This is a genomic window from Geodermatophilus sp. URMC 63 (assembly GCF_053502565.1).
In genome coordinates this window covers 1,896,889-1,923,860 of sequence record NZ_CP199956.1, presented here as the reverse complement: position 1 = coordinate 1,923,860, position 26,972 = coordinate 1,896,889, and the positions used below count along the sequence as shown (strand labels likewise).

The 26,972-nt window shown below is 76.5% G+C and carries 29 protein-coding genes, 1 tRNA gene and 1 pseudogene; 19 read left to right on the top strand and 12 right to left on the bottom strand.

Translation table 11 applies throughout. From position 1 onward, the window contains the following. Positions 1 to 32 precede the first annotated feature (32 nt). The 6 genes from cbiQ to ACWIZO_RS09260 are packed head-to-tail and all read left to right on the top strand — an operon-like array spanning position 33 to position 5,023. Positions 33 to 770 (top strand): cobalt ECF transporter T component CbiQ, encoded by a 738-nt coding sequence (gene cbiQ / locus ACWIZO_RS09285; RefSeq protein WP_448642188.1) that lies wholly within the window; start codon positions 33 to 35, stop codon positions 768 to 770. Then, positions 767 to 1,621 (top strand): energy-coupling factor ABC transporter ATP-binding protein, encoded by an 855-nt coding sequence (locus ACWIZO_RS09280; protein ID WP_448642187.1) that lies wholly within the window; start codon positions 767 to 769, stop codon positions 1,619 to 1,621. The genes cbiQ and ACWIZO_RS09280 overlap by 4 nt, the downstream gene beginning before the upstream one ends. Then, positions 1,600 to 1,947 (top strand): cobalamin biosynthesis protein, encoded by a 348-nt coding sequence (locus tag ACWIZO_RS09275; RefSeq protein WP_448642186.1) that lies wholly within the window; start codon positions 1,600 to 1,602, stop codon positions 1,945 to 1,947. The genes ACWIZO_RS09280 and ACWIZO_RS09275 overlap by 22 nt, the downstream gene beginning before the upstream one ends. Continuing rightward, positions 1,944 to 3,020, top strand: a complete 1,077-nt coding sequence (gene cobC, locus ACWIZO_RS09270) for an Rv2231c family pyridoxal phosphate-dependent protein CobC (protein ID WP_448642185.1) — start codon at positions 1,944 to 1,946, stop codon at positions 3,018 to 3,020. The genes ACWIZO_RS09275 and cobC overlap by 4 nt, the downstream gene beginning before the upstream one ends. Continuing rightward, positions 3,017 to 4,258: a uroporphyrinogen-III C-methyltransferase gene (cobA, locus tag ACWIZO_RS09265; RefSeq protein ID WP_448642932.1), complete on the top strand. Its 1,242-nt coding sequence runs from the start codon at positions 3,017 to 3,019 to the stop codon at positions 4,256 to 4,258. The genes cobC and cobA overlap by 4 nt, the downstream gene beginning before the upstream one ends. An 18-nt stretch (positions 4,259 to 4,276) precedes the next feature. Next, positions 4,277 to 5,023: an SGNH/GDSL hydrolase family protein gene (locus ACWIZO_RS09260; protein WP_448642184.1), complete on the top strand. Its 747-nt coding sequence runs from the start codon at positions 4,277 to 4,279 to the stop codon at positions 5,021 to 5,023. A gap of 14 nt (positions 5,024 to 5,037) precedes the next feature. Here ACWIZO_RS09260 and ygiD read toward each other — a convergent pair whose 3' ends face one another. Both ygiD and soxR read right to left on the bottom strand, forming a co-directional pair. Continuing rightward, entirely contained in the window at positions 5,038 to 5,889 is an 852-nt protein-coding gene (ygiD, locus tag ACWIZO_RS09255; protein WP_448642183.1) for a 4,5-DOPA-extradiol-dioxygenase, read from the bottom strand. Positions 5,890 to 6,003: 114 nt separating this feature from the next. Beyond that, entirely contained in the window at positions 6,004 to 6,471 is a 468-nt protein-coding gene (gene soxR / locus ACWIZO_RS09250; protein ID WP_448642182.1) for a redox-sensitive transcriptional activator SoxR, read from the bottom strand. Positions 6,472 to 6,517: 46 nt separating this feature from the next. Between soxR and ACWIZO_RS09245 the strand changes: the two genes are divergently transcribed. The 3 genes and pseudogenes from ACWIZO_RS09245 to hflX form a co-directional block, all read left to right on the top strand. Next, on the top strand, positions 6,518 to 7,213 hold the full coding sequence (locus ACWIZO_RS09245; RefSeq protein WP_448642181.1) for an SDR family NAD(P)-dependent oxidoreductase: 696 nt from the start codon (positions 6,518 to 6,520) through the stop codon (positions 7,211 to 7,213). Then, positions 7,210 to 8,235: an S-adenosylmethionine:tRNA ribosyltransferase-isomerase gene (locus tag ACWIZO_RS09240; protein ID WP_448642180.1), complete on the top strand. Its 1,026-nt coding sequence runs from the start codon at positions 7,210 to 7,212 to the stop codon at positions 8,233 to 8,235. The genes ACWIZO_RS09245 and ACWIZO_RS09240 overlap by 4 nt, the downstream gene beginning before the upstream one ends. 131 nt (positions 8,236 to 8,366) lie before the next feature. Next, a pseudogene (gene hflX, locus ACWIZO_RS09235) lies at positions 8,367 to 9,320 on the top strand (GTPase HflX); the annotation flags it as partial. A gap of 233 nt (positions 9,321 to 9,553) precedes the next feature. Here hflX and ACWIZO_RS09230 read toward each other — a convergent pair. Further along, complete coding sequence (locus tag ACWIZO_RS09230) at positions 9,554 to 10,261, bottom strand: (2Fe-2S)-binding protein (protein ID WP_448642179.1); 708 nt, start codon at positions 10,259 to 10,261, stop codon at positions 9,554 to 9,556. A gap of 135 nt (positions 10,262 to 10,396) precedes the next feature. On the opposite strand from ACWIZO_RS09230, the gene acs reads away from it, so the two are divergent. The 3 genes from acs to ACWIZO_RS09215 all read left to right on the top strand — a co-directional run bounded on the left by acs (position 10,397) and on the right by ACWIZO_RS09215 (position 14,037). After that, a complete protein-coding gene (acs, locus tag ACWIZO_RS09225; protein WP_448642178.1) occupies positions 10,397 to 12,349 on the top strand; it encodes an acetate--CoA ligase in 1,953 nt (650 codons plus the stop codon). 207 nt (positions 12,350 to 12,556) lie between these two features. After that, the gene (locus tag ACWIZO_RS09220; protein WP_448642177.1) at positions 12,557 to 13,060 is read left to right on the top strand and encodes a phage holin family protein; all 504 of its coding nucleotides are present in this window, start codon (positions 12,557 to 12,559) and stop codon (positions 13,058 to 13,060) included. 110 nt (positions 13,061 to 13,170) lie between these two features. Next, positions 13,171 to 14,037, top strand: a complete 867-nt coding sequence (locus tag ACWIZO_RS09215) for an alpha/beta fold hydrolase (protein ID WP_448642176.1) — start codon at positions 13,171 to 13,173, stop codon at positions 14,035 to 14,037. Between the two features lie 69 nt (positions 14,038 to 14,106). Here the strand turns inward: ACWIZO_RS09215 and ACWIZO_RS09210 are convergent, their stop codons facing one another. The 5 genes from ACWIZO_RS09210 to nth are packed head-to-tail and all read right to left on the bottom strand — an operon-like array spanning position 14,107 to position 17,916. Further along, positions 14,107 to 15,279, bottom strand: a complete 1,173-nt coding sequence (locus tag ACWIZO_RS09210; protein ID WP_448642175.1) for a MarP family serine protease — start codon at positions 15,277 to 15,279, stop codon at positions 14,107 to 14,109. Positions 15,280 to 15,291: 12 nt separating this feature from the next. Further along, positions 15,292 to 15,771 (bottom strand): plastocyanin/azurin family copper-binding protein, encoded by a 480-nt coding sequence (locus ACWIZO_RS09205; RefSeq protein WP_448642174.1) that lies wholly within the window; start codon positions 15,769 to 15,771, stop codon positions 15,292 to 15,294. Continuing rightward, a complete protein-coding gene (locus tag ACWIZO_RS09200) occupies positions 15,768 to 16,538 on the bottom strand; it encodes an NUDIX hydrolase (protein WP_448642173.1) in 771 nt (256 codons plus the stop codon). The genes ACWIZO_RS09205 and ACWIZO_RS09200 overlap by 4 nt, the downstream gene beginning before the upstream one ends. Further along, a complete protein-coding gene (locus ACWIZO_RS09195; protein WP_448642172.1) occupies positions 16,535 to 17,125 on the bottom strand; it encodes a TlpA family protein disulfide reductase in 591 nt (196 codons plus the stop codon). The genes ACWIZO_RS09200 and ACWIZO_RS09195 overlap by 4 nt, the downstream gene beginning before the upstream one ends. After that, the gene (nth, locus tag ACWIZO_RS09190; RefSeq protein WP_448642171.1) at positions 17,122 to 17,916 is read right to left on the bottom strand and encodes an endonuclease III; all 795 of its coding nucleotides are present in this window, start codon (positions 17,914 to 17,916) and stop codon (positions 17,122 to 17,124) included. The genes ACWIZO_RS09195 and nth overlap by 4 nt, the downstream gene beginning before the upstream one ends. A gap of 121 nt (positions 17,917 to 18,037) precedes the next feature. Here nth and ACWIZO_RS09185 point away from each other — a divergent pair, with 121 nt between their 5' ends. Continuing rightward, on the top strand, positions 18,038 to 18,277 hold the full coding sequence (locus tag ACWIZO_RS09185) for a hypothetical protein (protein WP_448642170.1): 240 nt from the start codon (positions 18,038 to 18,040) through the stop codon (positions 18,275 to 18,277). A gap of 212 nt (positions 18,278 to 18,489) precedes the next feature. Further along, the gene (locus ACWIZO_RS09180; RefSeq protein ID WP_448642169.1) at positions 18,490 to 19,167 is read left to right on the top strand and encodes a Crp/Fnr family transcriptional regulator; all 678 of its coding nucleotides are present in this window, start codon (positions 18,490 to 18,492) and stop codon (positions 19,165 to 19,167) included. Positions 19,168 to 19,192: 25 nt separating this feature from the next. Here the strand turns inward: ACWIZO_RS09180 and ACWIZO_RS09175 are convergent, their stop codons facing one another. Genes ACWIZO_RS09175 through ACWIZO_RS09165 form a run of 3 tightly spaced genes read right to left on the bottom strand, consistent with a single transcriptional unit; the run spans position 19,193 to position 20,647 of the window. Next, positions 19,193 to 19,984, bottom strand: a complete 792-nt coding sequence (locus ACWIZO_RS09175; RefSeq protein WP_448642168.1) for an NUDIX hydrolase — start codon at positions 19,982 to 19,984, stop codon at positions 19,193 to 19,195. After that, the gene (locus ACWIZO_RS09170) at positions 19,981 to 20,463 is read right to left on the bottom strand and encodes a RidA family protein (RefSeq protein ID WP_446758434.1); all 483 of its coding nucleotides are present in this window, start codon (positions 20,461 to 20,463) and stop codon (positions 19,981 to 19,983) included. Before ACWIZO_RS09170 ends, ACWIZO_RS09175 begins: the two co-directional genes overlap by 4 nt. A gap of 10 nt (positions 20,464 to 20,473) precedes the next feature. Further along, a complete protein-coding gene (locus ACWIZO_RS09165) occupies positions 20,474 to 20,647 on the bottom strand; it encodes a hypothetical protein (protein ID WP_204692708.1) in 174 nt (57 codons plus the stop codon). A 103-nt stretch (positions 20,648 to 20,750) separates the two neighbouring features. Here ACWIZO_RS09165 and ACWIZO_RS09160 point away from each other — a divergent pair, with 103 nt between their 5' ends. From ACWIZO_RS09160 to ACWIZO_RS09150, 3 genes are read left to right on the top strand one after another with little or no spacing between them, the layout of a single operon-like run. Beyond that, a complete protein-coding gene (locus tag ACWIZO_RS09160) occupies positions 20,751 to 21,743 on the top strand; it encodes an ArsA-related P-loop ATPase (RefSeq protein WP_448642167.1) in 993 nt (330 codons plus the stop codon). Continuing rightward, positions 21,740 to 22,993, top strand: a complete 1,254-nt coding sequence (locus ACWIZO_RS09155; protein WP_448642166.1) for an ArsA family ATPase — start codon at positions 21,740 to 21,742, stop codon at positions 22,991 to 22,993. Before ACWIZO_RS09160 ends, ACWIZO_RS09155 begins: the two co-directional genes overlap by 4 nt. Positions 22,994 to 23,033: 40 nt before the next feature. Further along, a complete protein-coding gene (locus ACWIZO_RS09150) occupies positions 23,034 to 25,226 on the top strand; it encodes a transglycosylase domain-containing protein (protein ID WP_448642165.1) in 2,193 nt (730 codons plus the stop codon). Positions 25,227 to 25,314: 88 nt separating this feature from the next. Here the strand turns inward: ACWIZO_RS09150 and ACWIZO_RS09145 are convergent, their stop codons facing one another. Beyond that, positions 25,315 to 25,767: a GatB/YqeY domain-containing protein gene (locus ACWIZO_RS09145; RefSeq protein WP_448642164.1), complete on the bottom strand. Its 453-nt coding sequence runs from the start codon at positions 25,765 to 25,767 to the stop codon at positions 25,315 to 25,317. A gap of 76 nt (positions 25,768 to 25,843) precedes the next feature. Here ACWIZO_RS09145 and ACWIZO_RS09140 point away from each other — a divergent pair, with 76 nt between their 5' ends. Continuing rightward, positions 25,844 to 26,752, top strand: coding sequence for a metallophosphoesterase (locus ACWIZO_RS09140; protein ID WP_448642163.1), 909 nt, complete (start codon positions 25,844 to 25,846; stop codon positions 26,750 to 26,752). A 95-nt stretch (positions 26,753 to 26,847) separates the two neighbouring features. Next, a tRNA-Pro gene (locus ACWIZO_RS09135) sits at positions 26,848 to 26,921 on the top strand. Positions 26,922 to 26,972 lie beyond the last annotated feature (51 nt).

The following is a 26,972-nucleotide window of genomic DNA, read 5'->3' as shown; positions in this document are numbered from 1 at the left end:
GACCGGGTGCCGATGACCACGGGGACGACGGCGTGAGCGCGGGGCTGGCCGTCGACGACGCCGCCTGGGCCAGCGCCTGGCGCACCCGCGCGCCGCTGGACAAGCTGCTGCTCTGCGCCGGCCTGGTGGTCTGCGCGCTCGTCCTGCCGGCCTGGCCGGGCAGCGTGCTGGTCGCCGCCGCCGCCGTCGTCCTCGCCCTCGGCCCGGCCCGGGTGCCGGCCCGCACCTTCGGCCGCGCCGTGCGCTGGCCGCTGGCCTTCGTCGCCGTCGGCGCGCTGACCGCGGTCGTCTCCCTCGACGGCGCCGGGCTCGGCTGGGCGCCGGACGCCGCCGCCCGGGCCGGCTCGCTGGTCGGGCACTCGGTCGCCGGCGGCGCCGCGGTGCTGCTGCTAGCCACCACCACGCCGATGAGCGACCTGCTGACCGCCCTGCACCGGCTGCGCGTCCCCGCCGCCGTGGTCGAGGTCGCCGGCGTGACCTACCGGATGCTGTTCGTGCTGCTGGAGAGCCTGTCGACCATCCGCGAGGCCCAGGCCAACCGGATGGGCTACTCCTCGGTGCGCCGCTCCTACCGCTCCTCGGGAGCGCTGGCCGCCGCGGTGCTCACCCGCTCGTGGGACCGCGCCCGCCGCCTGCAGGAGGGCCTGGCCGGCCGCGGCCTGGAGACCGGCCTGCGGGTGCTGCCGGAGGCCCACCCCTCCTCCCGCGCCTTCCTCGCCGCCACCGCCGCCGGCCTGGCCGCGCTGGTGGCCGTCGGGCTGGCGGCATGAGCCACCGCAGCCTCACCGCCGAGGGGCTGGTCGTCGGCTACGAGCGCGGCCGCCGGGTGCTCGACGGCGCCTCGCTGAGCGTCCCGGCCGGGCGCCGGCTGGCCCTGCTCGGCGCCAACGGCTCGGGCAAGACGACGCTGCTGCGCTGCCTGTCCGGCGCGCTGCGACCCGACGCCGGCCGGGTCGCCGTCGACGGGGCGCTGCTGCGGCACACCCGCGGCGGCCTGCGGGCGCACCGGCAGGAGGTGCAGCTGGTCCTGCAGGACCCCGACGACCAGCTGTTCAGCGCCTCGGTGGCCCAGGACGTCTCCTTCGGCCCGCTCAACCTGGGCCTGCCCGAGGAGGAGGTCCGCGAGCGGGTCGCCGAGGCGCTCGCGCTGCTCGCCGTCGACGCGCTGGCCGGCCGGCCCACCCACCAGCTCTCCTACGGCGAGCGCAAGCGGGTCGCCATCGCCGGCGCGGTGGCGATGCGCCCGTGCGTGCTGCTGCTCGACGAGCCGACCGCGGGGCTGGACCCCTCCGCCGTCACCGAGGCGCTGGCCGCGCTGGCCCGGCTGCAGGAGTCCGGCTCGACGGTCGTCATGAGCACCCACGACGTCGACCTGGCCCTGCGCTGGGCCGACGAGGTGGCCGTCGTCGTCGACCGCCGGGTGGTGCAGGGCGCGCCCGAGGACGTCCTGGCCGACGACGGCCTGCTGGCCCGCGCCCGCCTCGACCGGCCGTGGGCCCTGACGGTCGGCGCGCGGCTGCGGGCGCTGCGCCTGCTGCCCGAGGGGCCCCTCCCCCGCGACGCCGCCGCCCTGCTGGCCGCGCTCCCCGGCGTGCCGACGTGGACGTCACCGTCGGCGTAGGGGCGGTGTCGGGGGTGCGGGCCGAGGAGGTGCTCGCCGCCGTCGACGCCGTCCTGCCGCCCGGTGCGCGCGTGACCGGCCTGGCGACCCTCGACGCCCGCGCCGCCGAGCCCGGGCTGGTCGCCGCGGCGGCGGCCCGCGGCTGGCCGCTGACCGGGCACCCCGCCGCCGCGCTCGCCGTGGTCGAGGTCCCCGCCCCCTCGGCCCGGGTGGCCGCGGCCGTGGGGACCGCCTCGGTGGCCGAGGCCGCGGCGCTGCTCGGCGGTGCGCGGCTGGTGGTGGGCAAGACGGCGCACGGCCGGGTCACCGTGGCGGTGGCCGCGTGACCGACCTCGACCACCACGGCGACCGCGACCTCGCGCCCGGCCTCACCGACCTCGCCGTCAACGTCCGCGCCGGTACCCCGCCGCCGTGGCTGCGGGACGTGCTGCGCCGCGCCCTCGACGACGTCGCCGCCTACCCCGACGCCGGCCCGGCGCGCGCCGCGGTGGCCGCCGCGCACGGCCGCGACCCCGCCGAGGTGCTGCTCACCGCCGGCGCCGCCGAGGCGTTCGTGCTGCTCGCACGGGCCCTCTCGCCCCGGCGCCCGGTCGTGGTGCACCCGTCGTTCACCGAGCCCGAGGCCGCCCTGCGCGCGGCCGGCCACCCGGTGGAGCGGCTGCTGCTGGAGCCGCCGCACTACCGCCTGCGGGCGGTTCCCGAGGACGCCGACCTCGTCGTCCTCGGCAACCCGACCAACCCCACGTCGGTGCTGCACCCGGCGGACGACGTCGCCGCGCTGACCCGCCCCGGCCGCGTGCTGGTCGTCGACGAGGCCTTCGCCGACACCGTCCCCGGCGAGCCCGCGTCGCTGGCGCACCGCACCGACCTGCCCGGCCTGCTGGTCGTGCGCAGCCTGACCAAGACCTGGGGGCTGGCCGGCCTGCGGGTCGGCTACGTGCTGGGGCCGCGGGAGCTGGTCGCCGCGCTCGCCGCCGCGCAGCCGCACTGGCCGCTGTCCACGCCCGCGCTGGCCGCGGCGGTCGCCTGCACGGCGCCGGCCGCCCGCGCGCAGGCCGGCGCCGCGGCGCGGGAGCTGGCCGCGCACCGCGCCGCGCTGCTGGCCGCCCTGCCGCGGGGGGTGACCGTCCTCGGGGAGCCGCGGTCGTCGTTCGTGCTGCTGCGCGTGCCGGACGGCGGGCGGGTGCGCGCGGCGCTGCGCGGGCGGGGCTGGGCGGTCCGCCGCGGCGACACCTTCCCGGGCCTGTCCCCCGACCATCTGCGGGTGGCCGTCCGCGACCCGGCGACCTCGCGTGCGTTCGCCGCCGACCTCGCTGCGATCCTGGGGGCCGAGGAAACCCTGGTCCCGATGCCGACGACGACGTCGCTGCCGGCCGCCGTCCCGGAGGAGCACCGCTGAGCGCCACGCCCGTCGACCCGCAGTCCGGCGTCGTCTACCCCGTCGGCCTGCGCCTGCTCGACCGCCGCGTCGTGGTGGTCGGCGGCGGCCAGGTCGCCCACCGCCGAGTGGCCGGGCTGCTGGAGGCCCGTGCCCGCGTGACCGTGGTCAGCCCCGAGGTGACCCCCGCGCTCGAGGCCCTGGTCGAGCCCGGGTCGCTCACCTGGGTGCGCCGCCGCTACCGGCCCGGCGACCTCGACGGCGCCTGGTACGCCGTGGCCGCCACCGACGACCCCGCCGTCAACGCGGCGGTGGCCGAGGAGGCCGAGGGCCTGCACGTCTTCTGCGCCCGCGCCGACGACCGCTCGGCCTCCAGCGTCTGGACCCCCGCCGTCGGCCGGCAGGGCGACCTGGTCGTCGGCGTCCACGGCGGCGGCGACCCGCAGCGGGCCGTCGGCGTGCGCGACGCCGTCGTCGCCGGGCTCACCGACGGCAGCATCCGGGACCGCGCCGCCCGCGAGCCCGAGGGCGGGCGGACCGGCAGCGTCGTGCTGGTCGGCGGCGGGCCGGGCGACCCGGGGCTGATCACCGTCCGCGGGCAACAGGCGGTCGCGCAGGCCGACGTGGTCCTGGCCGACCACCTGGCACCGCAGGGGCTGCTGGCCTCGCTGCCCCCGGAGGTCGAGGTCATCGACGCCTCCAAGCTGCCACGCGGGCGGTCGATGGCGCAGGAGCAGATCAACGCGCTGCTGGTCGAGCACGCGCTGGCCGGCAAGCGGGTGGTGCGGCTCAAGGGCGGGGACCCGTTCGTCTTCGGCCGCGGCATGGAGGAGCTCGAGGCGTGCGTCGCGGCGGGCGTGCCGGTCGAGGTGGTGCCCGGCGTGACCAGCGCGATCGGCGTCCCGGGCCTGGCCGGCATCCCGGTCACCCACCGCGGGCTGACCCACGAGTTCGTCGTCGTCTCCGGGCACGTGCCGCCCGGGCACCCGGCCTCGCTGGTCGACTGGCCGGCGCTGGGGCGGCTGCGCGGCACCATCGTGGTGCTCATGGGCGTCGACACCGCGGGCGCGATCGCCGCGGCGCTGGTCGAGCACGGGCGCTCCCCCGACACCCCGGTCGGCGTGGTCGCCGACGGGTCGACGACCACGCAGCGGGTGGTGCGGACGACGCTGGCCGGCCTGGCGCGGACGCTGGCCGACGAGGGCATCCGGCCCCCCGCGGTGTGGGTGGTCGGGGAGGTCGTCGCCCTCGGCGCCTGAGGTCTACGGTCCGGGCGCATGGGAGCCGTCGCCGTCCGCGCCACCCGCCCCGCCGCCGTCGTGCTCGCGCCGGTGCTGGCCGTCCAGGGCGCCGGCGTCCGCCGGCGCACACCCCTGCTGCCGGAGGCGGCCGGCCCCCGCGGCGGCGTCGTCGCCGGCGACGGCCCGCCGCTGACCGTGGCGGTCGTCGGGGAGTCGCCGGCCGCCGGCGTGGGCGTGGCCACCCAGGACGACGCGCTGGCCGCGCGCTTCGCCGCCGCGCTGGCCGGCCGCAGCGGCCGGGAGGTGCACTGGCGGCTGTCGGCCCGCACCGGGACGACGGCCGGGCGCGCGGTCCCCCGGCTGGTGCCCGCGCTGGCCGGGCCGGCCGCCGACGTCGTCCTGGTCCAGCTCGGGGTGAACGACACCCTGCGGCTGCGCTCGCGGGCGGCCTGGCGCCGCGACGTCACCGCGCTGCTCGACGCGCTGGCGCCGCTGGTCGCGCCGGACGGCGTCGTGGTCCTGGCCGGGCTGCCCGACCTGGCCGCCTTCCCGACGCTCCCGCAGCCGCTGCGCGGGGTGCTCGGGTGGCACGCGCGGGCGCTGGACCGCGAGCTCGACCGCCTCGCCGCCCGGCGTCCCGGGGTGCGGCACGCCCCGGCGCCCCCGCTGTCCGGTGCCGACCACTTCGCCGCGGACGGCTTCCACCCGAACGCGGCCGCCGTCCGCGAGTGGGCGACCGCCCTGGCCGGGATCGCCCTGGCCGGGACCGCCCTGGCCGGCTGACCCGGCCCGCGGCTTCAGATGTTGGCGCCGTCCGGTGGCGGGCCGTCGGGGAGCGGCGCGGCGAAGCCGCTGCCGTCGGGGCGGGGTGCCGGCATGCCGACGGTGTAGGAGGTCATCGACAGGGAGCCGTAGGCGTAGCCGTCGACCAGCACCTCCGCCGCCGTCCCGGTCGCCCCGGCCATCCCGGCCACGTACAGCAGCGGCAGGAAGTGGTCGGGCGTGGGGACGGCGAGGTCGAAGTCGCGGTGGCCGTCCAGGCGCGGGACGGCGCCCGGGTCGGAGAGCATCAGCTCCTTGGCGCGCTCGTCGAAGCGCTGGGCCCAGTCGAAGCCGGCGTCGGGCATGGCCCGGCTGACCCCGCCGAGGTTGTGCACCACGTTGCCGCTGCCGATGACCAGGACGCCGTCCTCGCGCAGCGGAGCGAGCGCCGCCCCCATCTGCAGGTGGTAGTCGGGGCTCTTGAGCGCGTTGATCGACAGCTGCGCGACCGGGATGTCGGCCTCCGGGAAGGCGTGCAGCAGCACCGACCAGGCGCCGTGGTCGATGCCCCAGCTGTCGAGGTCGGCGCCCACCCAGGTCGGGGAGACGACGTCGGCGACCTGCTCGTGCAGGTCGGGGAGCCCCGGGACGTCGTAGCGGACGTCGAAGAGCTCGGGCGGGAAGCCGAAGAAGTCGTGGATGGTGCGCGGCCGGGGCATCGCGGTCACCGCCGTGGCGTGCACGTACCAGTGGGCCGAGACGACGAGGATCGCCCGCGGTCGCGGCACCGCCTGCCCGAAGGCGCGCCAGGCCTCGGTGTAGCGGTTGCGCTCGAGGGCGTTCATCGGGTTGCCGTGGCCGATGAAGGCCGCGGGCATGAGGGTCATGCGGCTCTCCTCATCCGGCGGTCGAGGGGTGGACGGCGCCGTCCCGGATCCTCCCGCTCCGGGCCCGGTCGCGCGAGGTGCACCCGGCCGGTCGGCCGGCGTCGCTCGGGCCGGTCAGCCGGCGTTGCTCGAGGGCGGCACCCGCCGCAGCAGGGGCGACAGCCACCGGGCGCCGGGGCCCTCGGTGCCGGCGACGTCGCCGGGGTTGGACAGCGCGCAGGTCGTCAGCGACAGGCAGCCGCAGCCGATGCACGACGACAGCCCGTCGCGCAGCTGCTCGAGCGCCCGGATCCGCGCGTCGAGCCGGTCGCGCCAGCCCTGCGAGAGCCGCGCCCAGTCGCGGGCCGAGGGCGTGCGCCCCTCCGGCAGGGTGTCCAGGGCGGCGCGGATCTCCGGCAGGGTGAGCCCGACGTTCTGCGCCGCGCGCACGAAGGCCAGCCGCCGCAGCACCGACCGCGGGAAGCGCCGCGCGCCCCCCGCGGTGCGGGTGGCGGTGATCAGGCCCTGCGCCTCGTAGTGGCGCAGGGCCGAGGGCGCCAGCCCCGACCGGGCGGCCACCTCGCCGATCGGCAACCCGTCCATCCCGCCCCCTTGACCTCAAGTGCACTTGAGGTCAGAGCCTACGGCCATGACCCCTCGCACCGCACTCCTCACCGGCGCCTCGCGCGGCCTCGGGCGGGCCCTCGCCACCGCTCTGGACGCGCGCGGCTGGCGCCTGGTCGTCGACGGCCGGGACGGCGACCGGCTCGCCGCGGCCGTCGCCACCCTGCCCTCCCCCGACCTGGTCACCGCGATCGCCGGGGACGTCGCCGACCCCGCGCACCGCGCCGCCCTGGCCGCCGCCGTCGGCGACCGGCTCGACCTGCTGGTGAACAACGCCAGCGACCTCGGCCCCACGCCGTTGCCCCCGCTGGCCGAGCTGCCGCCCGCCGCGCTCGAGCGCGTGCTCGCGGTCAACACCGTGGCGCCGCTCGCCCTGGTCCAGGCCGTGCTGCCGGCGCTGCGGGCGGCCGGCGGGGTCGTCGTCGACGTCAGCAGCGACGCCGCCGTCGAGGCCTACCCGGGCTGGGGCGGCTACGGCGCCAGCAAGGCCGCCCTCGACCAGCTCACCGCCGTCCTCGCCGCCGAGCACCCGGAGCTGCGGGTGTACGCCGTCGACCCCGGCGACATGGCCACCGACATGCACCGGGCCGCCGCGCCCGAGGACGACGGCTTGCCGGAGCCGGGGAGCGTCGTCCCCGCGTTCCTCCGGCTGCTCGACGACCCCCCGCCCAGCGGCCGGCTGCGCGCCGCCGAGCTGCTCGTGGCAGGAGCGGCCCGGTGAGCACCTTCGTCCTCCCGCCCGGCCGCGAGGCTCCCGCGCCGCCGGAGCACCGCGGCCTGGCGCGCGACGCCGTCCGGCTCCTGGCCGTCCGCCCCGGCAGCCTCACCCACGCCCGCTTTGCCGACCTGCCCGACCTGCTCGACCCGGGCGACCTCGTGGTGGTCAACACCTCCGCCACGCTGCCCGCCCGCCTCGACGCCCGCCGCGCCGACGGGCAGCTGGTCCCGCTGCACGTGTCCACCCCGCTCGACGACGGCTCCTGGGTGGTCGAGGTCCGCCGTCCCGGCAACGACGGGCCCGAGACCGGCCTGGAGCCCGGCACGGAGCTCGCCCTGCCCGGCGGGGTCCGGCTGCGGCTGCGCACCGGCTTCCCCGACCCGGCGCGCCCGTCGCGGCTGTGGGAGGCCCGGCCCGAGCCCGCCGTCGCCCTCGTGCCGTACCTGGCCGAGCACGGGCAGCCGGTGCGCTACGGCTACCTGTCGGCGCCCGTGCGGCTCGACGAGGCGCAGAACGTCTACGCCACCGAACCCGGCAGCGCCGAGAACGCCAGCGCCGGGCGGCCGTTCACCGACCGGCTGCTCGTCCGGCTGGTGGCCCGCGGGATCCCGGTGGTCCCGCTGGTGCTGCACGCCGGCGTCTCCAGCCCGGAGCTGCACGAGCCGCCGGCGCCCGAGCGCTACCGGGTCCCCGAGGTCACCGCGCGGCTGGTCACCGCCACCCGGGCCGCCGGGCGGCGGGTGGTCGCGGTGGGCACCACGGTCACCCGGGCGCTGGAGACCGTCACCGGGGACGACGGGGTCACCCGCCCCGGGCAGGGCTGGACCGACCTCGTGCTCGGCCCGGACCGGCCGGCCCGCGCGGTGACCGGGCTGGTCACCGGCCTGCACGCGCCCGAGGCCAGCCACCTGCTGCTGCTGGAGGCCGTCGCCGGGCCGGACCTGGTGGCCGCCGCCTACCGGGCCGCGGTGGCCGGCGGGTACCTGTGGCACGAGTACGGCGACTCGATGCTCTTCCTGCCGTGAGGCCCGCGGTCCGGTGGCGGCCGCCGTCCCGACCGGCGGGGCCGGACGTGCCGGGACGCCCGGGCGCTCGCACCGCCCGGCCGGGGCCAGGACCGCCCCCTCCTCCGGCGACGACGGCCCGGGAGGCCGGGATGCCAGGCGCGTGGCTGCTCGGAGCGACGCAGGCCCAGCAGGACCCCGCGGGAGGCGGGCACGGCGACGGCGGGGACCTGCCCGGCGCGGTCCTGCTGGACCTGCGTCCCGAGCGGGAGGGCGCCGTCGACCCGCTCGACGAGCTGGCGCGACTGGCCGAGACCGACGGCGTGCGCATCGTCGGCCGGATGGTGCAGGCGCGCGAGCACCCCGACCCGGCGACCTACCTCGGCTCGGGCAAGGTGGGCGAGCTGGCCGGCCTGGTCGCCGGCCGCGGAGCCGCGCTCGTCATCGCCGACGGCGACCTCTCGCCCGCGCAGGTGCGCAACCTCGAGGACCGGGTGGGCGCCCGGGTGGTCGACCGCACCGCGCTGATCCTCGACGTCTCCGCCCAGCACGCGCGCAGCAGCGAGGGCCGCGCCCAGGTGGAGCTCGCGCAGCTGGCCTACCAGCTGCCGCGGCTGCGCGGGCAGGGGACGGAGCTCTCGCGCATCGGCGGCGGCCGGACGGCCGGTGGCGCCGGGACCGGCGTGCGGGGCCCGGGTGAGCAGCGCCTGGAGACTGAGCGCCGGCACCTGCGCCGCCGCATGACCACCCTGCGGCGCCAGGTGCAGCAAACCGCCGCCCGCCGGCAGCGGACCCGCACCCGGCGCCGGTCCAACCGCGTCCCCGCGATGGCGCTCACCGGCTACACCAACGCGGGCAAGTCCGCGCTGCTCAACCGGCCCCCCGGCGCCGACGTCCTCGTCCAGGACGCCCTGTTCGCCACGCTGGACCCGACCGTGCGCCGGACCCGCACCCCCGACGGCCGCCCGTTCACGCTCACCGACACCGTCGGCTTCGTGCGCCACCTGCCGCACCAGCTGGTCGACGCCTTCCGCGCCACGCTGGAGGAGGTGATCGAGGCCGACCTCGTCCTGCACGTGGTCGACGCCTCGGCACCCGACGCCATGAGCCAGGTGACGGCGGTGCGCGGCGTCCTGTACGAGATCGTCGCGCGCGACCACCCGAGCTGCTCGCCCTCAACAAGACCGACGTCGCACCGCCGGAGTGGGTCGCCGCGCTGTGCGCCGCCTACCCGACCGCGGTGCCGGTCTCAGCGGTCACCGGCGAGGGCGTCGAGGACCTGCGCACCGCGATCGGCCGCGCGCTGGCCCGCTGACCCGGCCCGCCGGGCGCCGGCGTCTCACCACAGCCCGGCGGCGTCCTCCAGCAGGACCTGCCGGTGCGCCGGCGGCCGGCCCGGGCAGGCCGTGCACATCGGCTCGGAGGGCAGCCGGTACAGCAGGCAGCAGGAGGCCCGGCGCACGAACCGGACGCCGGCGACGTCGGTGTAGCGCGGCGGCGGCAGCGGGGCGCCCACGGCCGCGGCCACCGGGGCGGCCAGCGCGGTGACGGCGTCCACCGCCCGCAGCGCCCGCCCCACCGCCAGCAGCCGCCCCGCCAGCGAGTCGGTGGCCACCGCCCACAGCGGCCGCTCGCGCACCCCGCCTGCGGCGGCCACGGCGGCGACCGCCGCGCCGAGCGCCTCCCGCAGCTCCCCCGCCGGGTCCGGGCCCGCCGGCGCGGCGGAGACCCCGGCCACCAGCAGGCCGCCGGGCAGCTCGTACAGGGTCGTGTCGGCCAGCCGTGCCGACAGCGGCCGGCCGGTGGCCAGCCCGGCGGCCACCGGCGTCAGCAGCACCGCCGACGCCGAGTACCACCAGACCGTGGCCAGCACGCGGCGGTCGTCGCTCTCGTACCGGCGGCCGAGTGCGGCCACGCGCTGCGCCGTCCACGCGGGGTCGGCGAGCAGCGCGGCCGGCAGGGCCCGGGCCGACGGCGGCGCCAGCAGCCCGAGGCCGGCGGCGCCGGGCACCCGGGCCGCCACGAGCGCCTGGGGTCCGCCGTCCACCGGCCCAGTCTGCGCACCCCCGCCGCGATGTCGCGGGTGGACTCTCCGCGCAACCGGGTTGGGCCCTACGGTGTGTGCTGGACCACGTCGTCCGAATCCCGGGCGGCGCACCACCCGACACGGAGGGAGCCCCCAGTGAGCGAGTCGACCGGGCAGGAGGGCCGCCGCTTCCCGGCGCCGGAGCAGCTGACCGCCCAGGCGAACGTCGGTCCCGACGTCTACGAGCGCGCGGCGCAGGACCGGCTCGGCTTCTGGGCGGAGCAGGCCGAGCGGCTGACCTGGGCGCAGAAGTGGGACGAGGTCCTGGACTGGAGCAACCCGCCCTTCGCGAAGTGGTTCGTCGGCGGCAAGCTCAACGTCGCCTACAACTGCGTCGACCGGCACGTCGAGGACGGCCACGGCGAGCAGGTCGCCTACCACTGGGAGGGCGAGCCGGGCGACACCCGCACCATCACCTACGCCCAGCTCAAGGACGACGTCTGCCGCGCCGCCAACGCCCTGCTCGAGCTCGGCGTGCAGACGGGCGACCGGGTGGCCATCTACATGCCGATGATCCCCGAGGCCGTCGTGGCGATGCTGGCCTGCGCCCGCATCGGCGCCGTCCACATGGTCGTCTTCGGCGGCTTCTCCGCCGACGCGCTGGCCAGCCGGATCACCGACTCCGGCGCCGTCCTGGTCATCACCTCCGACGGCGGCTACCGGCGCGGGGCGCCCAGCGCGCTCAAGCCCGCGGTCGACGACGCGGTCGGCCGCACCGAGAGCGTCCGCAACGTGCTCGTCGTCCGGCGCACCGAGCAGGACGTCGAGTGGACCGAGGGCCGCGACCTGTGGTGGCACGACGTCGTCGACCGGCAGTCGACCGAGCACACGGCCGAGGCGTTCGACGCCGAGCACCCGCTCTACATCATGTACACGTCGGGGACGACGGCCTCGCCCAAGGGGATCCTGCACACCTCCGGCGGCTACCTCACCCAGGTCGCCTACTCGCACTGGGCGTCCTTCGACCTCAAGGCCGACAGCGACGTCTTCTGGACCTCGGCCGACATCGGCTGGGTCACCGGCCACAGCTACATCGTCTACGGGCCGCTGGCCAACCGGGCCACCTCGATCATGTACGAGGGGACCCCGGAGACCCCGCACCGCGGCCGCTGGTTCGAGCTCATCGAGAAGTACGGGGTCACGATCCTCTACACCGCGCCCACGGTGATCCGGACCTTCATGAAGTGGGGCGAGGACATCCCGGCGAACTTCGACCTGTCCTCGCTGCGGGTCCTCGGCTCGGTCGGTGAGCCGATCAACCCCGAGGCGTGGCTCTGGTACCACGAGCACATCGGCGGCGGCCGCTGCCCGATCGTGGACACCTGGTGGCAGACCGAGACCGGCGCGCACATGATCAACCCGCTGCCCGGGGTGACCAGCCTCAAGCCCGGCTCGGCGCAGACGCCCTTCCCCGGCATCTCGGCCAAGGTCGTCGACGACGAGGGCAACGAGCTCGGCGACGACACCACCGGGCTGCTCGTGGTCACCGAGCCGTGGCCGTCGATGCTGCGCACCATCTGGGGCGACGACGACCGCTACGTCGACACCTACTGGTCGCGGTTCGGCAAGGAGGTCTACTTCGCCGGGGACGGCGCCAAGAAGGACGCCGACGGCGACGTCTGGCTGCTCGGCCGGGTGGACGACGTCATGAACGTCTCCGGACACCGCATCTCCACCACCGAGGTCGAGTCCTCGCTGGTCGCGCACCCCACGGTCGCCGAGGCCGCGGTCGTGGGCGCCAGCGACCCGACCACCGGGCAGGGCATCGTCGCCTTCGTCATCCTCCGCGGGAACGCCGAGGACTCCGGCGACGAGCTGGTGCAGCAGCTGCGCACCCACGTGGCCAAGGACATCGGCCCGATCGCCAAGCCCCGCCAGATCATGGTCGTGCAGGAGCTGCCCAAGACCCGCTCGGGCAAGATCATGCGCCGCCTGCTGCGGGACATCGCCGAGGACCGCGAGCTCGGCGACGTCACGACCCTCACCGACTCGTCGGTGATGAACCTCATCAAGGACAAGCTGCCGGCCAACTCCTCGTCCGAGGACTAAACGAGGCCCCTGCAGGGGGCCGCCCGTCCCCCTCACCCCTCGCCGGCTCGGGTGGGTCTCCGGACGGGGGCTGCGCCCGGGGCGTCCGGCGTCCTCCGCGCAGCTCGCGCGGGGGACGCCGGGGCGCGGGCGCGGCGATCATGAGGGACGATCACGGGAGGCCGCCTCCGGGCGGCGTCCGCCGAGCCCGACCTGGGAGGAGCCCCCGTGGCCCACAGCGTGTCGTCCACCTCGTCGGCCGGGCGGTCCGCCGGCACCGACGACCCGAGCGTCGGGGCACTGGTGCAGAGCGCCATGGCCGACGTCTCCACGCTCATCCGCTCGGAGATCGAGCTGGCCAAGGCCGAGATCAGCCGCTCGGCGAAGAAGGCCGGGGTCAGCGTCGGCCTGTTCGCCGTCGCCGGCGTCCTGCTCGCCTTCGCCGGGATCTACCTGTTCGTCACGCTCGCGGAGTTCCTGACCTGGCTGGGCCTGCCCCGCTGGGTGTCCTACCTGATCGTCACCGTCCTCCTGCTGGTGGTCGCCGGCATGGCCGGGCTGATCGGGCTGCGGATGGTCAAGAAGATCGACAAGCCCGAGCGGACGATGGAGTCGCTGCGCGAGCTGCCCGAGGTCATGCACCGCGAGGCACCCGGCCAGCGTCGCCGCGCCCTGCCGACGGTGAACAACGGCCGCGTCGAGCGGCGCGACCCCGACACGTACCTGGTCTGAGCGCCGGGTCCGCCCGGCCGGAACCCACCGGCCGGGGCGGGCGCGGTCCGGCGACCGTCCCCGCCGACGAGCGGCCCGACGCCACCAGCGTCCTGCTGCCGGGCCCGTGGGTGCACCGCGACGCCTCGGCCAACGGAGTCCGGCTGCACCTGGCCGAGGCCGGCGAGGGTCCGCTGGTGCTGCTCCTGCACGGCTTCCCGCAGTTCTGGTGGACCTGGCGTGCGCAGCTGCCCGCTCTCGCCGAGGCCGGCTTCCGCGCCGTCGCGCCCGACCTGCGCGGCTACGGCGCGAGCGACAAGCCGCCGCGCGGCTACGACCTGCCGACCGCGGCCAGCGACGCCGCGGCGCTGGTCCGCGCCCTCGGTGAGCGTGACGCCGTCGTCGTCGGGCACGACTGGGGCGGCCTGGTCGCCTGGACGATGGCCGCGCTGCACCCGCGCAGCGTGCGTCGTCTCGTCGTCCTCTCGATGGCGCACCCCCGGCTGCTGCGCGCCGGGCTGGCCGACGCCGCCCAGCGCCGCGCGCTGCGGCACGTCGTCGGCTTCCAGGTCCCGCGGCTGCCCGAGCGGCGACTGACCCGGGCCGACGACGACCCGGTCGCCGACTTCCTGCGCCGCTGGGCCGGTCGGGGGTGGACGCACACCGCCGACTTCGCCGAGGCGGTCGAGCGCTACCGGTCGGCGGCGCGGATCCCGCAGGCCGCCTACGGGTCGATGGAGTACTTCCGCTGGGCCGGCCGCTCGCAGCTGCGTCCCGACGGGCTGCGCTACGCCCGCCGCATGTCCGCCCCGGTCACCGCACCCACCCTGCAGCTGCACGGCACCGACGACCCCCTCGTACTCCCCGGCACCGCCCGCGGCTCGGGCCGCTACGTCGCCGGGGCCTACGAGTGGCGGGAGCTGCCCGGCATCGGCCACTTCCCGCCCGAGGAGGCCGCCGCCGAGGTCAGCGCGGCGATCACCGCCTGGGCCCCGTGACCTGCTGGAACGGCCTCCTCGCAGGGGCCCGCCACGAGCGGAGCGAGTGGTGGGGGGCGAGGAGGTCCTTCACTCGCAGGCGCCGGTGTCGACCGGTGCGGTGCTCGCCGCGCCCTCGCGGGCCGCGGGGGCGACCTGCTCGGCGGTCAGCGCGTAGCCGGTGGACGGGTCGTCGATGGCCGAGGCGAACACGACGCCGAGGACCTGGCCGCTGGGGTCGAACAGCGGCCCGCCGGAGTTGCCGGCCCGCACCTCGCCGTAGAGCGCGTACACCTCGCGCTCGACGGTGCGGGCGTTGCGGAAGTCGGGTCCGCTGATCTCGCCGCGGTCGCGGACCCGGGCCGGGCCGACGAACAGGTCCCCGCCGCCCGGGTACCCCATGATGATCGCGTCGTCGCCGGTGCCCGCGGGCTGCCCGACGAACTGCAGCGGCACCTGCGGCAGACCCGGGACGGCGAGCACCGCGACGTCGACCTCCTCGTCGACGTAGACCGGTGTCGCGGGGTACTCCTGCCCCTCGGCCAGGACCACCGGGTCGGTGACGCCGGCCAGCACGTGCGCGTTGGTCATCACCCGGTCGTCGGCGTAGACGAAACCCGACCCGTCGATCTGCCGGGAGCACGACGGCGCGACCCCGCGGATCTTCACCACCGAGCCGGTCACCCGGGCGACCACGGGGCTGTTCAGCAGCGCCTGGTCCGGCGCCGGGACGTCGCGCACCTGGGTGGGGGTGAGCGGGTCGAGGACGTCGGGCAGGCCGCGCCGGTCGATCGCCTCGCGCAGGGAGTCGTAGACCGCCCGCACGCTGTCGGGGACCACCCGGTCGACCACCTGCACCAGCGCCGACTGGCGCACCTGACCGGCGACCTGCGGGAAGGGCGCGCTGGCCAGCGGGGTGGCCACCATCCACGCCACGAGCAGGACGGCCACCGCCGAGACGACGGCGCCGGCCACCGAGTCCAGCACCTCGGCCGGCTGCCAGGTGACCCGCCGGCGCACCGCCCGCCCGACCGCGCCGGCCAGCACCTGCCCGAGCAGCGCCCCGGCGAGCACGACGACCAGCGCGGCGAACACGCGCGTGACCGGCGAGCCGTCGAGGCGGTCGGCGACCGGGCCCGACAGCTGCGCGCCGAGCACCGCCCCGCCGAGGAAGCCGAGGAAGGAGGTGGCCGAGACCACCAGGCCCTGGCGGTACCCGGAGAAGGCGAAGGCCAGGGCGAGGAGGACGAGGACGAGGTCCACCAGCGACACGGTTCAGCCCGAGACCGTCATGACGCCGGACTGGCCCAGCTGCGCGTGGAAGGTGCAGTCGAAGGGGTGGTCCCCGCTCGCGGTGACCTCGAACTCGATGGTGCGGCTCTCCCCCGGCGCGAGGATGGGGATCTCCTCGGCGATCTCCTCCGGGCCGGCCCCGGGGCGGAAACGGAAGTTGTGGGTCATCTGCTCGGCCGTGCTGGTCACCGTCAGCCGGACGCGGCCCGGGGCGACGGTGAAGGCGTCGGGCACGAACACGTAGTCGTCGGGGGTCTCGATGGTGACCTCCTGGACGCCGTCGGGCGCGGTGGTCACCGTGCCCGCCGACGGGTCCGACGGCTGCGCCGAGGCACCGGCCCCGCCACCCGCGCCACCGCCCGCGCCGCCGTCCGTGCCGCAGCCGGCCAGCACGCCGGCGGTCAGCAGCACCCCGCCCAGCAGTGCCGGGACGCGCCCGGCCCGTCCCCTCGTCCCCCTCATCGCGGGGGAACCGTACGCGCCGGACCCCCGTCGGGTGCGGGGTCGGCGACCATCGGCGCGGCGGCGTCCTCGTCCCCGCCCTCGTCGAGGGAGCCCGGTGCGGCCGCCGGCTGCGTCCCGGCGACCTCCAGCGGGCGCACGTCGGCGGCGTCCCACGGCCGCGCCAGCCCGGCGGCCTCGAGCACCGCGTCGAGCAGCCCGGCGGTGAAGCCCCACACGACCATGCCGGCCACCCCGAACGCCGGGCCAACGTAGCCCGAGGGGTGTCGCACGCGGAACCGGTTGACCGGGTCGGTGAGCTCGGCCAGCGGCACCCGGGCCACCCGGGCCACCTCGCGCGGGTCGCCGACGACCGCCTCGGTCGGGTCGTCCCACCACGCGACGACGGGGACGACGAGGTTGTCCGACGGGCCGAGGAACAGCTCGGGCAGGGTGGCCAGCACGCGGACGCCGGCCGGGTCGACGCCGGCCTCCTCCTGCGCCTCGCGCAGCGCGGTGGCCACCGGGTAGTCCTCGCCCGGGTCGGCACCTCCGCCGGGGAAGGCCGGCTGCCCGGCGTGCGTGCGCAGCCGCGCCGACTTCTCGATGAGCAGGACGTCGGCGCCGCGCGGGCCCTCGCCGAACAGGACGAGCACCGCTGAGCGGCGCGCGGTGGCGCTGGGACGCGGCGTGCGGTGGCGCAGGGGCAGGTCGGGGCCGGACTCGAGCAGCCGGCGCACGTGGGCGGGCAGGCCGGTGAGGTCGGCGCCGGGCAGGACGCCGGTCACAGCTGCACCCCGAGGTGCTCGGCGACCAGGGCGCGCAGCTCGTCGACCGACGCGACGGGCCCGACCTGGGTGAACACCAGGGCGCCGTCGGCGTCGACGAGGTAGGTGAAGGGCAGGACGTTGACCCCCAGCGCGTCCATCAGCTCGCCGTCGCGGTCGTAGGCGCTGGGGAAGGTGACCCCGGCGTCGCCGGCGAAGGAGTCGGCCTGCGGGACGCCGTCCTTGCTGATGACGCCGACCACGTGCACCCGGCCGGCCGCGGCGTCGGCGAACTGCTGCACGAGCGGCAGCTCCTCGCGGCAGGGGCCGCACCAGCTGGCCCACAGGTTGACCACCGTGGGCACCCCGGGCGCGCGGCCCAGGTCGAGGGTGCCGCCGCCGGGACAGGGCAGGGACACCGCCGGCAGGGTCTCGGCGCCGCTCGCCGGCTCGTCGGGCTGCTCGGGGCAGGCCTGCAGCGGCGTGCTGAAGGTGGCCGGCGCGGCGGCCGGGGTGCTGTCGCCGTCGTCGGCCGTCGACGCCGTGCAGGCCGACAGCAGCGCACCGGCCAGGAGGGGCAGTGCGGCCACCCGTCCCCGGGCGCTCACTCGGTGTCCGACGCGGCGGGCGTCGTGACCAGCTTCGCGGCCACCTCGGGATCGGTGGGGCCGATGCCGAACGACGGGCACCAGCGCGCCAGCCCGCAGGCCCCGCACGCGGCCTTCTTGGCGTGGCAGACGCGCCGGCCGTGGAAGATCACGCGGCGGCTGAACATGGTCCAGTCGCGCCTGGGGACCAGCTCGGCGACCTCGGCCTCCACCTTCACCGGGTCCTCCTCGGCGGTCCAGCCGAAGCGGCGGACCAGCCGGCCGAAGTGGGTGTCGACGGTCAGCCCGGGGACGCCGAAGGCGTTGCCCAGGACGACGTTGGCCGTCTTGCGGCCCACCCCCGGCAGCGTGACCAGGTCGGCCATCCGGCCGGGCACCTCGCCGTCGAACCGCTCGACCAGCGCCCGGCCCAGGCCGATCACGGAGCTCGCCTTGGCACGGAAGAACCCGGTGGGCTTGAGGATCTCCTCGAGCTCGGCGCGGTCCGCGCCGGCGTAGGCGGCCGCGTCCGGGTAGCGGGCGAACAGCCGCGGGGTGACCTTGTTCACGGTCTTGTCGGTGGTCTGGGCCGAGAGCACGGTGGCGACCAGCAGCTCCAGCGGCGTGGTGAAGTCCAGCTCGCAGTGCGCGTCGGGGTGGAGCACGGCCAGCTCGCGCGCCATCCGGCGGGCGCGGCGGGTGCGGGCCAGCGGCGTCTCGTCGGGGTCGAACGGCGTGGCGGCCGGGCGGCGGGCGGGAGCGCGGCGCCCCGCGGGGCGCGCTGGAGGCTGCACGGGGGCCGGCGAGGACACGCGGTCGAGGGTAGGCGGCGCCAGCGACACCGCCGGTCACGTGCCACCATGGCCGTACAGGGGCATGGCCGTACAGGGGTCCGTGCAGGGCCGGCCCGCTGCGACCGGACCGGAGGTGGACGTGGTCGCGCTCATCGTCATCCTCTTCCCGCCCATGGTCATCGCCTTCCTGCTGATCATGGAGCGCGTGGAGGAGCCGCTGCGCCGGCCGACCTCGCCGCGCGAGGTGGCCGAGTTCCTGCAGTCCGCGACGCCGGGCGAGGTCGACACGCTGGCCGCCTCGGGCATCCGCCGGGCCATGGCCCGCTGGCGCCGGCGGCGCCGCTCGCGCGTGCGCCGCAGCACCGAGCCGCTGGTCTGAGGAAGGACCCCGTCCTCCCCACCCTTCGCGAGCTCAGGGCGGTGCCCTGGACGGGGCCGGCGGCGGATCACTGCAGGAGGGCCGGCTCACCCCGCCGGGGTGTCCTCCGCCGTACCGGACGGGTGACGGCGGGCACAGCCCCCTAGACTCGCCGTGGACGCGGGTGCCGTCGGCCCCGCAGGTCGAGCGTGAGTGACGAGGTGGAGAGACGCGTGGTGGACGAGGTGCTGGCCCAGTCCGGGATCTTCCAGGGGCTCTCGGAGGAGGCCGTCGGCCCGGTCGCCCACCGTCTGGAGACGATCACCCTGCCGCGCGGCCGGGTCGTCTTCAACGAGGGTGAGCCCGGCGACAGCCTCTACATCGTGCTCAGCGGCAAGATCAAGCTCTCCCGCCGCGCCCCCGACGGCCGGGAGAACGTGCTCGCCGTCATGGGCCCCTCCGACCAGTTCGGCGAGCTGTCGGTCTTCGACCCCGGGCCGCGCACGGCCACCGCGACCGCGGTGACCGACGTCCGGCTGGCGAAGATGCCGCAGTCGGTGCTGCGCCCCTGGATCGAGGCCCACCCCGAGATCGGCGAGCAGCTGCTGCGGGTGCTGGCCCGCCGGCTGCGGCGCACCAACGACTCGGTGGCCGACCTGATCTTCACCGACGTCCCCGGCCGGGTGGCCAAGGCGCTGCTGCAGATGGCCGACCGCTTCGGCAGCCGCGAGGCCGACGGCCTGCGCGTCAAGCACGACCTCACCCAGGAGGAGCTGGCCCAGCTCGTGGGCGCCTCCCGCGAGACGGTGAACAAGGCGCTGGCCGACTTCGTGCACCGCGGCTGGATCCAGCTGCAGGGCAAGTCGGTCGTCGTCCTCGACGAGGACCGCCTGCGCCGCCGCGCGCGGTGAAGGACCTCCCTGCAGGGCCGAACTGCTAGCTGGGGAGCGGCACGACCAGGCGGATGCGGGTGCCGTCGGGCAGGACCGCCCAGCGCCCGTCCGGGGTCTCCTCGAAGGTGGGGCTGATCGGCGACAGCGGCTCGGGCGGGCTGCCGGCCAGGGCCGCGGCGACGTCGGGGAACGCGGCGAGCTGACCCAGGGTGTGGACGGTCGGAGGCAGCATCGGCCGGGTGCCGGCCCGCATCTCGGCCAGCGCCACCCCGGGGGTGAGCCAGCTGGCCTCGTCGGCCTCGCCGGAGACGTCGCGGGCCTCCTGCCCGGCCGGCAGCCCGGCGACGAAGAAGCGGGTGTCGTAGCGCCGCGTCTCCTGCGGTGGGGTCACCCAGTGCGCGAAGGGCCGCAGCAGGTCCGAGCGCAGCGCCAGCCCGCGGACGGCGAGCAGCTCGGCCAGCGACAGGTCCCGGGTGAGCAGCGCCTGCCGCTGCGCCTCCCACTCCTCACCCGAGACGTCCGGGACGACGCCGGCCCCGTCGGGGGACCCGGCCAGCAGGACGCCGGCCTCCTCGAACGTCTCCCGGACGGCGGCGCACACCAGCTCCCGGGCACCGCGCTCGTCGCAGCCCAGCGACCCGGCCCAGACCGACGGGGGCGGCCCCGCCCAGGCGACGTCGGTGTCGCCGTCCCGCGGGTCGACCCCGCCGCCGGGGTAGGCGGTCATCCCGCCGGCGAACGGCATGCCCCGCGTGCGCCGCAGCAGGTGGACCTCCAGGCCGGCGGCTCCGTCGCGCAGGAGCAGGACCGTGGCCGCCGGGCGGATCGGCGTCACCGCAGCTCGACGGTCAGCTCGACCTCCACGGGGGCGCCCAGCGGGAGCTCGGCGACGCCGATGGCGCTCCGGGCGTGCCGGCCGGCCTCACCGAACACCTTGCCGAGCAGCTCGCTGGCGCCGTTGACCACCCGCGGCTGGCCGGTGAAGCCCTCGGCGCTGGCGACGTAGCCGACCACCCGCACCACCCGGGCCACCGCGTCCAGGCCGACCAGCTCGTCGACGGCGGCCAGGGCGTTGAGCACGCACAGCTTGGCGTCGGCGGCGGCGTCCTCCGGGTCGACCGAGCCGCCGACCTTGCCGGTGCGCCGCAGGCCGCCGTCGACGAAGGGGAGCTGCCCGGAGGTGAGGACCAGCTGGCCGCTGCGCACGGCCGGGACGTAGGAGGCCACCGGTGCCGCCACCGGGGGCAGCCGGATGCCGAGCTCGGCCAGCCGGGACTTCCAGCTCTGCACCGGGGCGCCCGGCGCCTGCGTCATCGCCGGGCCCTCAGTCGACGGGGCGCTTGAGGTAGGCGACCGGCTGCCCGGCGCCGTTCGGACCCGGCAGGACGGTGACCAGCTCCCAGCCGTCGACACCCCAGGAGTCGAGGATCGCCTTGGTGTTGTGGATCAGCAGCGGGATGGTCGCGTACTCCCAGCGGCGACGGGCCGGTTCGCTCATGGGGGACGACGCTAGCGCAGGTCCACGGCCCCGTCCCGGGCCCCGCCGTGACCTTGCAGACGGTGGGGAGCAGGAGGGTCCTGCGACTCCTAGGCTGGCGGAGGTGAACCCCTCCTCCCTCCCCGTGCGCTGCCACGTCGTGACCGGCAAGGGCGGGACCGGCAAGACGACCGTCGCCGCCGCCCTGGCCCTCGCCCTGGCCGCCGAGGGACGTACCGTCCTGCTGGTCGAGTGCGAGGGCCGCCAGGGCATCGCCCAGCTCTTCGACACCCCGCCACTGCCCTACGAGGAGCGACGGGTCGCGGTCACGCGCGGCGGCGGCGAGCTGCGGGCGCTGGCGATCGACGTCGAGGAGGCCCTGCTGGAGTACCTCGAGATGTTCTACAACCTGCGGCGGGCCGGGCGGGCGCTGCGCAAGATGGGCGCCGTCGACTTCGCCACCACCATCGCCCCGGGCCTGCGCGACGTGCTGATCACCGGCAAGGTCAAGGAGGCGGTCACCCGCCGCAAGGACGGCCGGCCGGTCTACGACGCCGTCGTCGTCGACGCCCCGCCGACCGGGCGGATCACCCGGTTCCTCAACGTGACGGGCGAGATGGCCGGCCTGGCCCGCTCGGGCCCGATCAAGACGCAGAGCGACGGCGTCATGGCCGTGCTGCGCTCCCCGCAGACGGCGGTGCACCTGGTCACCCTGCTCGAGGACATGCCGGTGCAGGAGACCGCCGACGCCATCGCCGAGCTGACCGAGGTCGGCCTGCCGGTGGGCTCGGTGATGGTCAACATGGCCACCGAGCCGGTGCTGCCGGCCGCGGACCTGGCCCGGGCCACCGACGGCCGGCTCACCGGGGCCGACCTCGCCCCGGGGCTGGCCGCGGCGGGACTGCGCACCGACGACGGCCTGGCCGACGCGCTGGCCACCGAGGCGGTCGACCACGCGCGACGGTGGGCCGCCCAGGACGCATTGCGCGCCCGGGTGGAGTCCCTGGGCCGGCCGACCGTGGAGCTGCCGCTGCTGGCCGCGCCGATCGACCTCGGCTGCCTGTTCGAGCTGGCCGGCCGCCTCGAGGAGCACCTCGGGGCCGAGGTGGCGGCGTGAGCGCGGCCGAGGAGACGCCCGGCACCGCGTCGCGCCCGGCCCGCGCCGCGCACCCGGCGGCCGACCGGCTGGCCCCGCCCATGGACCTCGCGGCGCTGGTCGCCGACCCGGACACCCGGATCGTCGTCTGCTGCGGGTCGGGCGGCGTCGGCAAGACCACGACGTCGGCGGCGCTGGCGCTGGCCGCCGCGGAGGCCGGCCGCCGGGTCGTCGTCCTCACCATCGACCCCGCCCGCCGGCTGGCCCAGTCGCTCGGGCTGGTCGAGCTGGGCAACGAGCCGCGGCCGGTCGACGTCCCGGGGGTCCCCGGCGAGCTGCACGCGATGATGCTGGACATGAAGCGCACGTTCGACGACATCGTCGTGGCGCACTCGACCCCCGAGCGGGCCGAGCAGATCCTGGCCAACCCCTTCTACCAGACCCTCTCCTCGTCCTTCGCCGGCACGCAGGAGTACATGGCGATGGAGAAGCTGGGGCAGCTGCGCGCCGACGACGAGTGGGACCTCATCGTCGTCGACACCCCGCCGTCGCGGTCGGCGCTGGACTTCCTCGACGCCCCGAACCGGATGAGCCGCTTCCTCGACGGCACGATGATCCGGCTGCTCACCGCGCCGGCCCGGGCCGGCGGCCGCGCCGGGTTCAAGATGGCCAGCGCCGGCTTCCTGATCTTCACCCGGATCATCTCCAAGGTGCTCGGCGGGCAGCTGCTGCGCGACATCTCCGCGTTCGTCACCGCGCTCGACACGATGTTCGGCGGGTTCCGCGAGCGGGCCACGGCCACCTACGAGCTGCTGCGCCGCCCGGGCACCTGGTTCGTCGTCGTCGCGACGCCGGAGCCCGACGCGCTGCGGGAGGCGTCCTACTTCGTCGACCGGCTCTCCGCGGAGGGGATGCCGCTGGCGGGGCTGGTGCTCAACCGCACCCACCCGCCGGCGAGCACGGCGCTGTCGGCCACCCGCGCCGAGGCCGCCGCGGAGGCGGTCGACGACGGCGACGCGGCCACGGCCCTGGCCGCCGGCGCGCTGCGGGTGCACGCCGAGCGGATGACCCTGGCCGCCCGCGAGCAGCGGCTGGCCGACCGGTTCACCAGCGCCCACCCCGAGGTGGCGATGCGCACGGTGCCCGCGGCGGCCGGCGACGTGCACGACCTCGAGGGCCTGCGGGTGATGGGCGAGGCGCTGACCGGGCCGGACGGCGACACGCCGACGGGCGTGCCGCGCACCCGGGTGCTCCCCGCGCGCCGCGCCTGAGTCGCCACTCCACGCAGCGGCCCGCCGTACATTGGCGGTGATGTCCACTCCCAGTCGCGCCAGGGTGCTGGCCAAGCTCGCCGCCATGATCGTCCTGGCCGGCGCCCTCGTCGCCTGCCTGGCGCTGCCCGCCGTCGGAGGCGCCGGCCTGGCCGCGCGCAACTCCGCCTCGCTGCTCGACGCGCTGCCGGTGGAGCTCACCGACGCCACCCCGGCGGGCAACACGCGCGTGCTGGCCGCCGACGGGTCGCTGATCACGAACTTCTACACGAACAACCGCACCGTGGTGGCCTCCGACCAGATCGCCGACGTCATGAAGCAGGCGCTGGTCGACATCGAGGACTCGCGCTTCTACCAGCACAACGGCCTCGACGTGCAGGGCACGCTGCGCGCCGCGGTGACCAACGTGGCCGCCGGCTCGGTCCAGGAGGGCGGCTCCTCGCTCACCCAGCAGCTGGTCAAGCAGACCCTGCTGGAGACCGCCGACACCGCCGAGGAGCGGCAGGCGGCCACCGAGCAGGACATCGGCCGCAAGCTGCGCGAGGCGCGGCTGGCCCTCGCCCTGGAGGAGACCTACTCCAAGGACGAGATCCTCACGCGATACCTCAACCTCGTGTACTTCGGCCAGGGCGCCTACGGCATCCAGGCCGCCGCGCAGCGGTACTTCAGCGTCGACGCCGCCGACCTCGACCTCCCCCAGGCGGCCATGCTCGCCGGGCTGGTGCAGAGCCCGGCCAACGACGACCCGATCACCAACCCGGACAACGCGCAGACCCGGCGCAACCAGGTGCTGCAGCGGATGTTCGACCTCGGCCACATCACCGAGGCCGAGCTCACCGAGATCTCCGCCCAGCCGGTGCAGGTGGCCCCCGGCGCCAGCGCGCCCAACGGCTGCATCGACGCCACGGTCGGCGGCTTCTTCTGCGCCTTCGTCGCCGACTACCTCACCGGCACGCTCGGCATCAGCCAGGACCAGCTCGATAACGGCGGGCTGACGGTCCAGACGACGCTGGACCCGCAGCTGCAGACCCTCGGCGACCAAGCGGTGCTCACCACCCTGCCGATGGGCGACGAGCTGGCCGGCATGTTCACCGCCCTCGCGCCGGGCACCGGGCACGTGCTCGCCATGAGCGTCAACCGGCAGTACGGCTGCTCGGACCCGCAGTGCGAGTCCGTGGTCCTCAACACCGTCGCCAGCAAGGGCGCGGGGTCGACCTACAAGGTCTTCACCGCCGCGGCCGCGCTCGAGGCCGGCATCCCGGCCAGCCACGTGATCAGCACGCCCGGTGGCCGGTACACCTCGCGGGTCTACAAGAACGGCAGCGCGCCCTACAGCGTCGAGAACGCCAGCGCGAACTACCCCGACACCCTCGACATGGTGGAGGCGCTGGTCCGCTCGTCGAACACCTACTTCGTGGCCCTGGAGGACCAGCTCGGCAGCGTCGAGGGGCCGGTGCGCATGGCCGAGCGGATGGGCATGGGGTTCGGCCAGCCCAACCAGACCCCGGCCGACCAGATCATCGCGGAGAACCGGGGGTCGTTCACCCTCGGCGCGGAGGCCACCAGCCCGCTGGACCTCGCCAACGCCTACGCCACCCTCGGCGCGCAGGGCACCCGGTGCGACCCGGTCCCGGTCACGCAGGTGCTCGACCCCGACGGCGAGCCGCTCACCGGCGACGACGGTCGGCCGCTGGTCACCGGTGACAACTGCACGGAGAACGCCATCCCGCCCGGCATCGCCGACACGCTGGCCAACATCCTCATCGGCGACGTCGCCAGCCCCATCGGCACCGGCACCCGGGCGGACATCCCGGGCCACCAGATCGCCGGCAAGACCGGCACCTCGCAGGGCCGGGACTCCGTGGCCTTCGTCGGTGTCATGCCCGAGTACGCGGCCAGCGTCATGGTGTTCAACCCCAAGACCCAGCAGGACGTCGGCGGCTACGGCGGCAACATGCCGGCGACGATCTTCCGCGACGCGATGACGCCCTACCTCGCCGACAAGCCCACCGGGACCTTCCCGCCGGTCGACCCGACCCTGATGGGCCAGGGCAGCCCGGCGGACCAGGCTCCGGCCACCGCCGACGACGACGCCGACACGGGCACCACCGGCACCGGCACGACCGGTACCGCCGACCAGGGCAACGGCACCACCAACGGCAACGGCACCACCAACGGCAACGGCGGGGGCCGGGGCAACTGGAACGGCAACGGCGGGGGCCGCGGCAACTGACGAAGGACCCCGCTGCCCCCACTGCTCGCGAGCTCGCAGCGGGCCCCTGCAGCGGGGCCGACGGGGAGGGCCAGCAGCGGGACCGTCGTCAACCGAGCTGGCGGCGGACCTCCGCGGCGACGCGGCCGCCCTCGGCGCGGCCGGCGACCGCGGCGTTGGCGGCACCCATCACCCGGCCCATGTCCCTCATCCCGCCCGCGCCGGTGCGGGTGATGACGTCGGCGACCAGAGCGGCGAGATCGGCGTCCTCCAGCTGCGCCGGCAGGTAGCCGGTCACGACCTCGCCCTCCGCGCGCTCGCGGTCGGCCTGCTCGGCGCGGCCGGCACCGGCGAACGCCTCGGCCGCCTCCCGACGCCGCTTGGCCTCCCGCCGCAGCACCGCGAGCACCTCGTCGTCGCTGAGCTCCCGGGCCTCCTTGCCGGCGACCTCCTCCGCACTCACCGCCGCGAGCACCATGCGCAGCGTCGCGGTGCGCAGCTCGTCGCGGGACTTCATGGCACTGGTGAGGTCGGCTCGGAGCCGGTCCTTGAGGGCGGACACGCGCCCCAGCCTGGCACGGCCGGCGCGTCCCCCGGCGCCGGGTGGCGCACCGGCCGCGCCCGTAGGCTCGGCGATCGTGCGCTGGTACACCGTGCCCTCGGCCGCCGTCGCAGCGGGCACCGCGACGCTGGGCTACGCCTCCCTCTACGAGCGGAACCGCTGGACGCTGCGCCGCTTCGAGGTCCCCGTGCTGGCCCCCGGGTCCGCGCCGCTGCGCGTGCTGCACCTGTCGGACCTGCACATGACCGCCGGGCAGCGGTCCAAGCAGGCGTGGGTGGCCGGGCTGGCCGAGCTGGCACCCGACCTCGTCGTCGACACCGGTGACAACCTGGCCGGGGCCGACGCCGTCGGGCCGACGCTGCGCGCGCTGGACCCGCTGCTGGACCTGCCCGGGGTGTTCGTCATGGCCAGCAACGACTACTACGCCCCGCGGCCGAAGAACCCGCTGAAGTACTTCAAGCGCGAGCACAAGCGGGTGCACGGCGACCCGCTGCCCTGGCGCGACCTGCGCGACGGGATGACCGCCCGCGGCTGGCTGGACCTCACCAACGCCCGGGGCGAGCTGACCGTGGCCGGGCGGCGGATCTCCTTCGCCGGCGTCGACGACTCCCACCTGAGGCGGGACCGCTACGACCTGGTCCAGGGCCCCGCCGACCGCGGCGCCGACCTGCGGGTCGGGCTGGCCCACTCCCCCGAGCCGCGGGTGCTCGACCGGTTCGCCGCCGACGGCCACGACCTGCTGCTGTGCGGGCACACCCACGGCGGGCAGCTGCGGGTGCCGTTCTACGGCGCGCTGGTGACCAACTGCGGCATCGACCGGGCGCGCGCCCGCTGGCTGCACCGCTGGGCGCCGCCGGCTCCCGACCGCCCCTCCGGGACCTGGCTGCACGTCTCGGCCGGGCTCGGGACCAGCCCGTACGCGCCCGCCCGGTTCGCCTGCCCGCCCGAGGCGACGCTGCTGACCCTCACCGCCCGGGAGCCCTGAGGAAGGACCCCTCTGCCCCCCGCCACTCGCAGGCTCGCGGCGGGACCCTGCAGAGGGGCCGCCGGCTGCGGGCGCTAGAGTGGTCCAGGCACCACCGGGGTGTGGCGCAGCTTGGTAGCGCGCGTCGTTCGGGACGACGAGGCCGCAGGTTCAAATCCTGTCACCCCGACCCACCGCTCAGGGGCCGCCGAGAGGCGGCCCCTGAGCCGTTCCGGGGCCG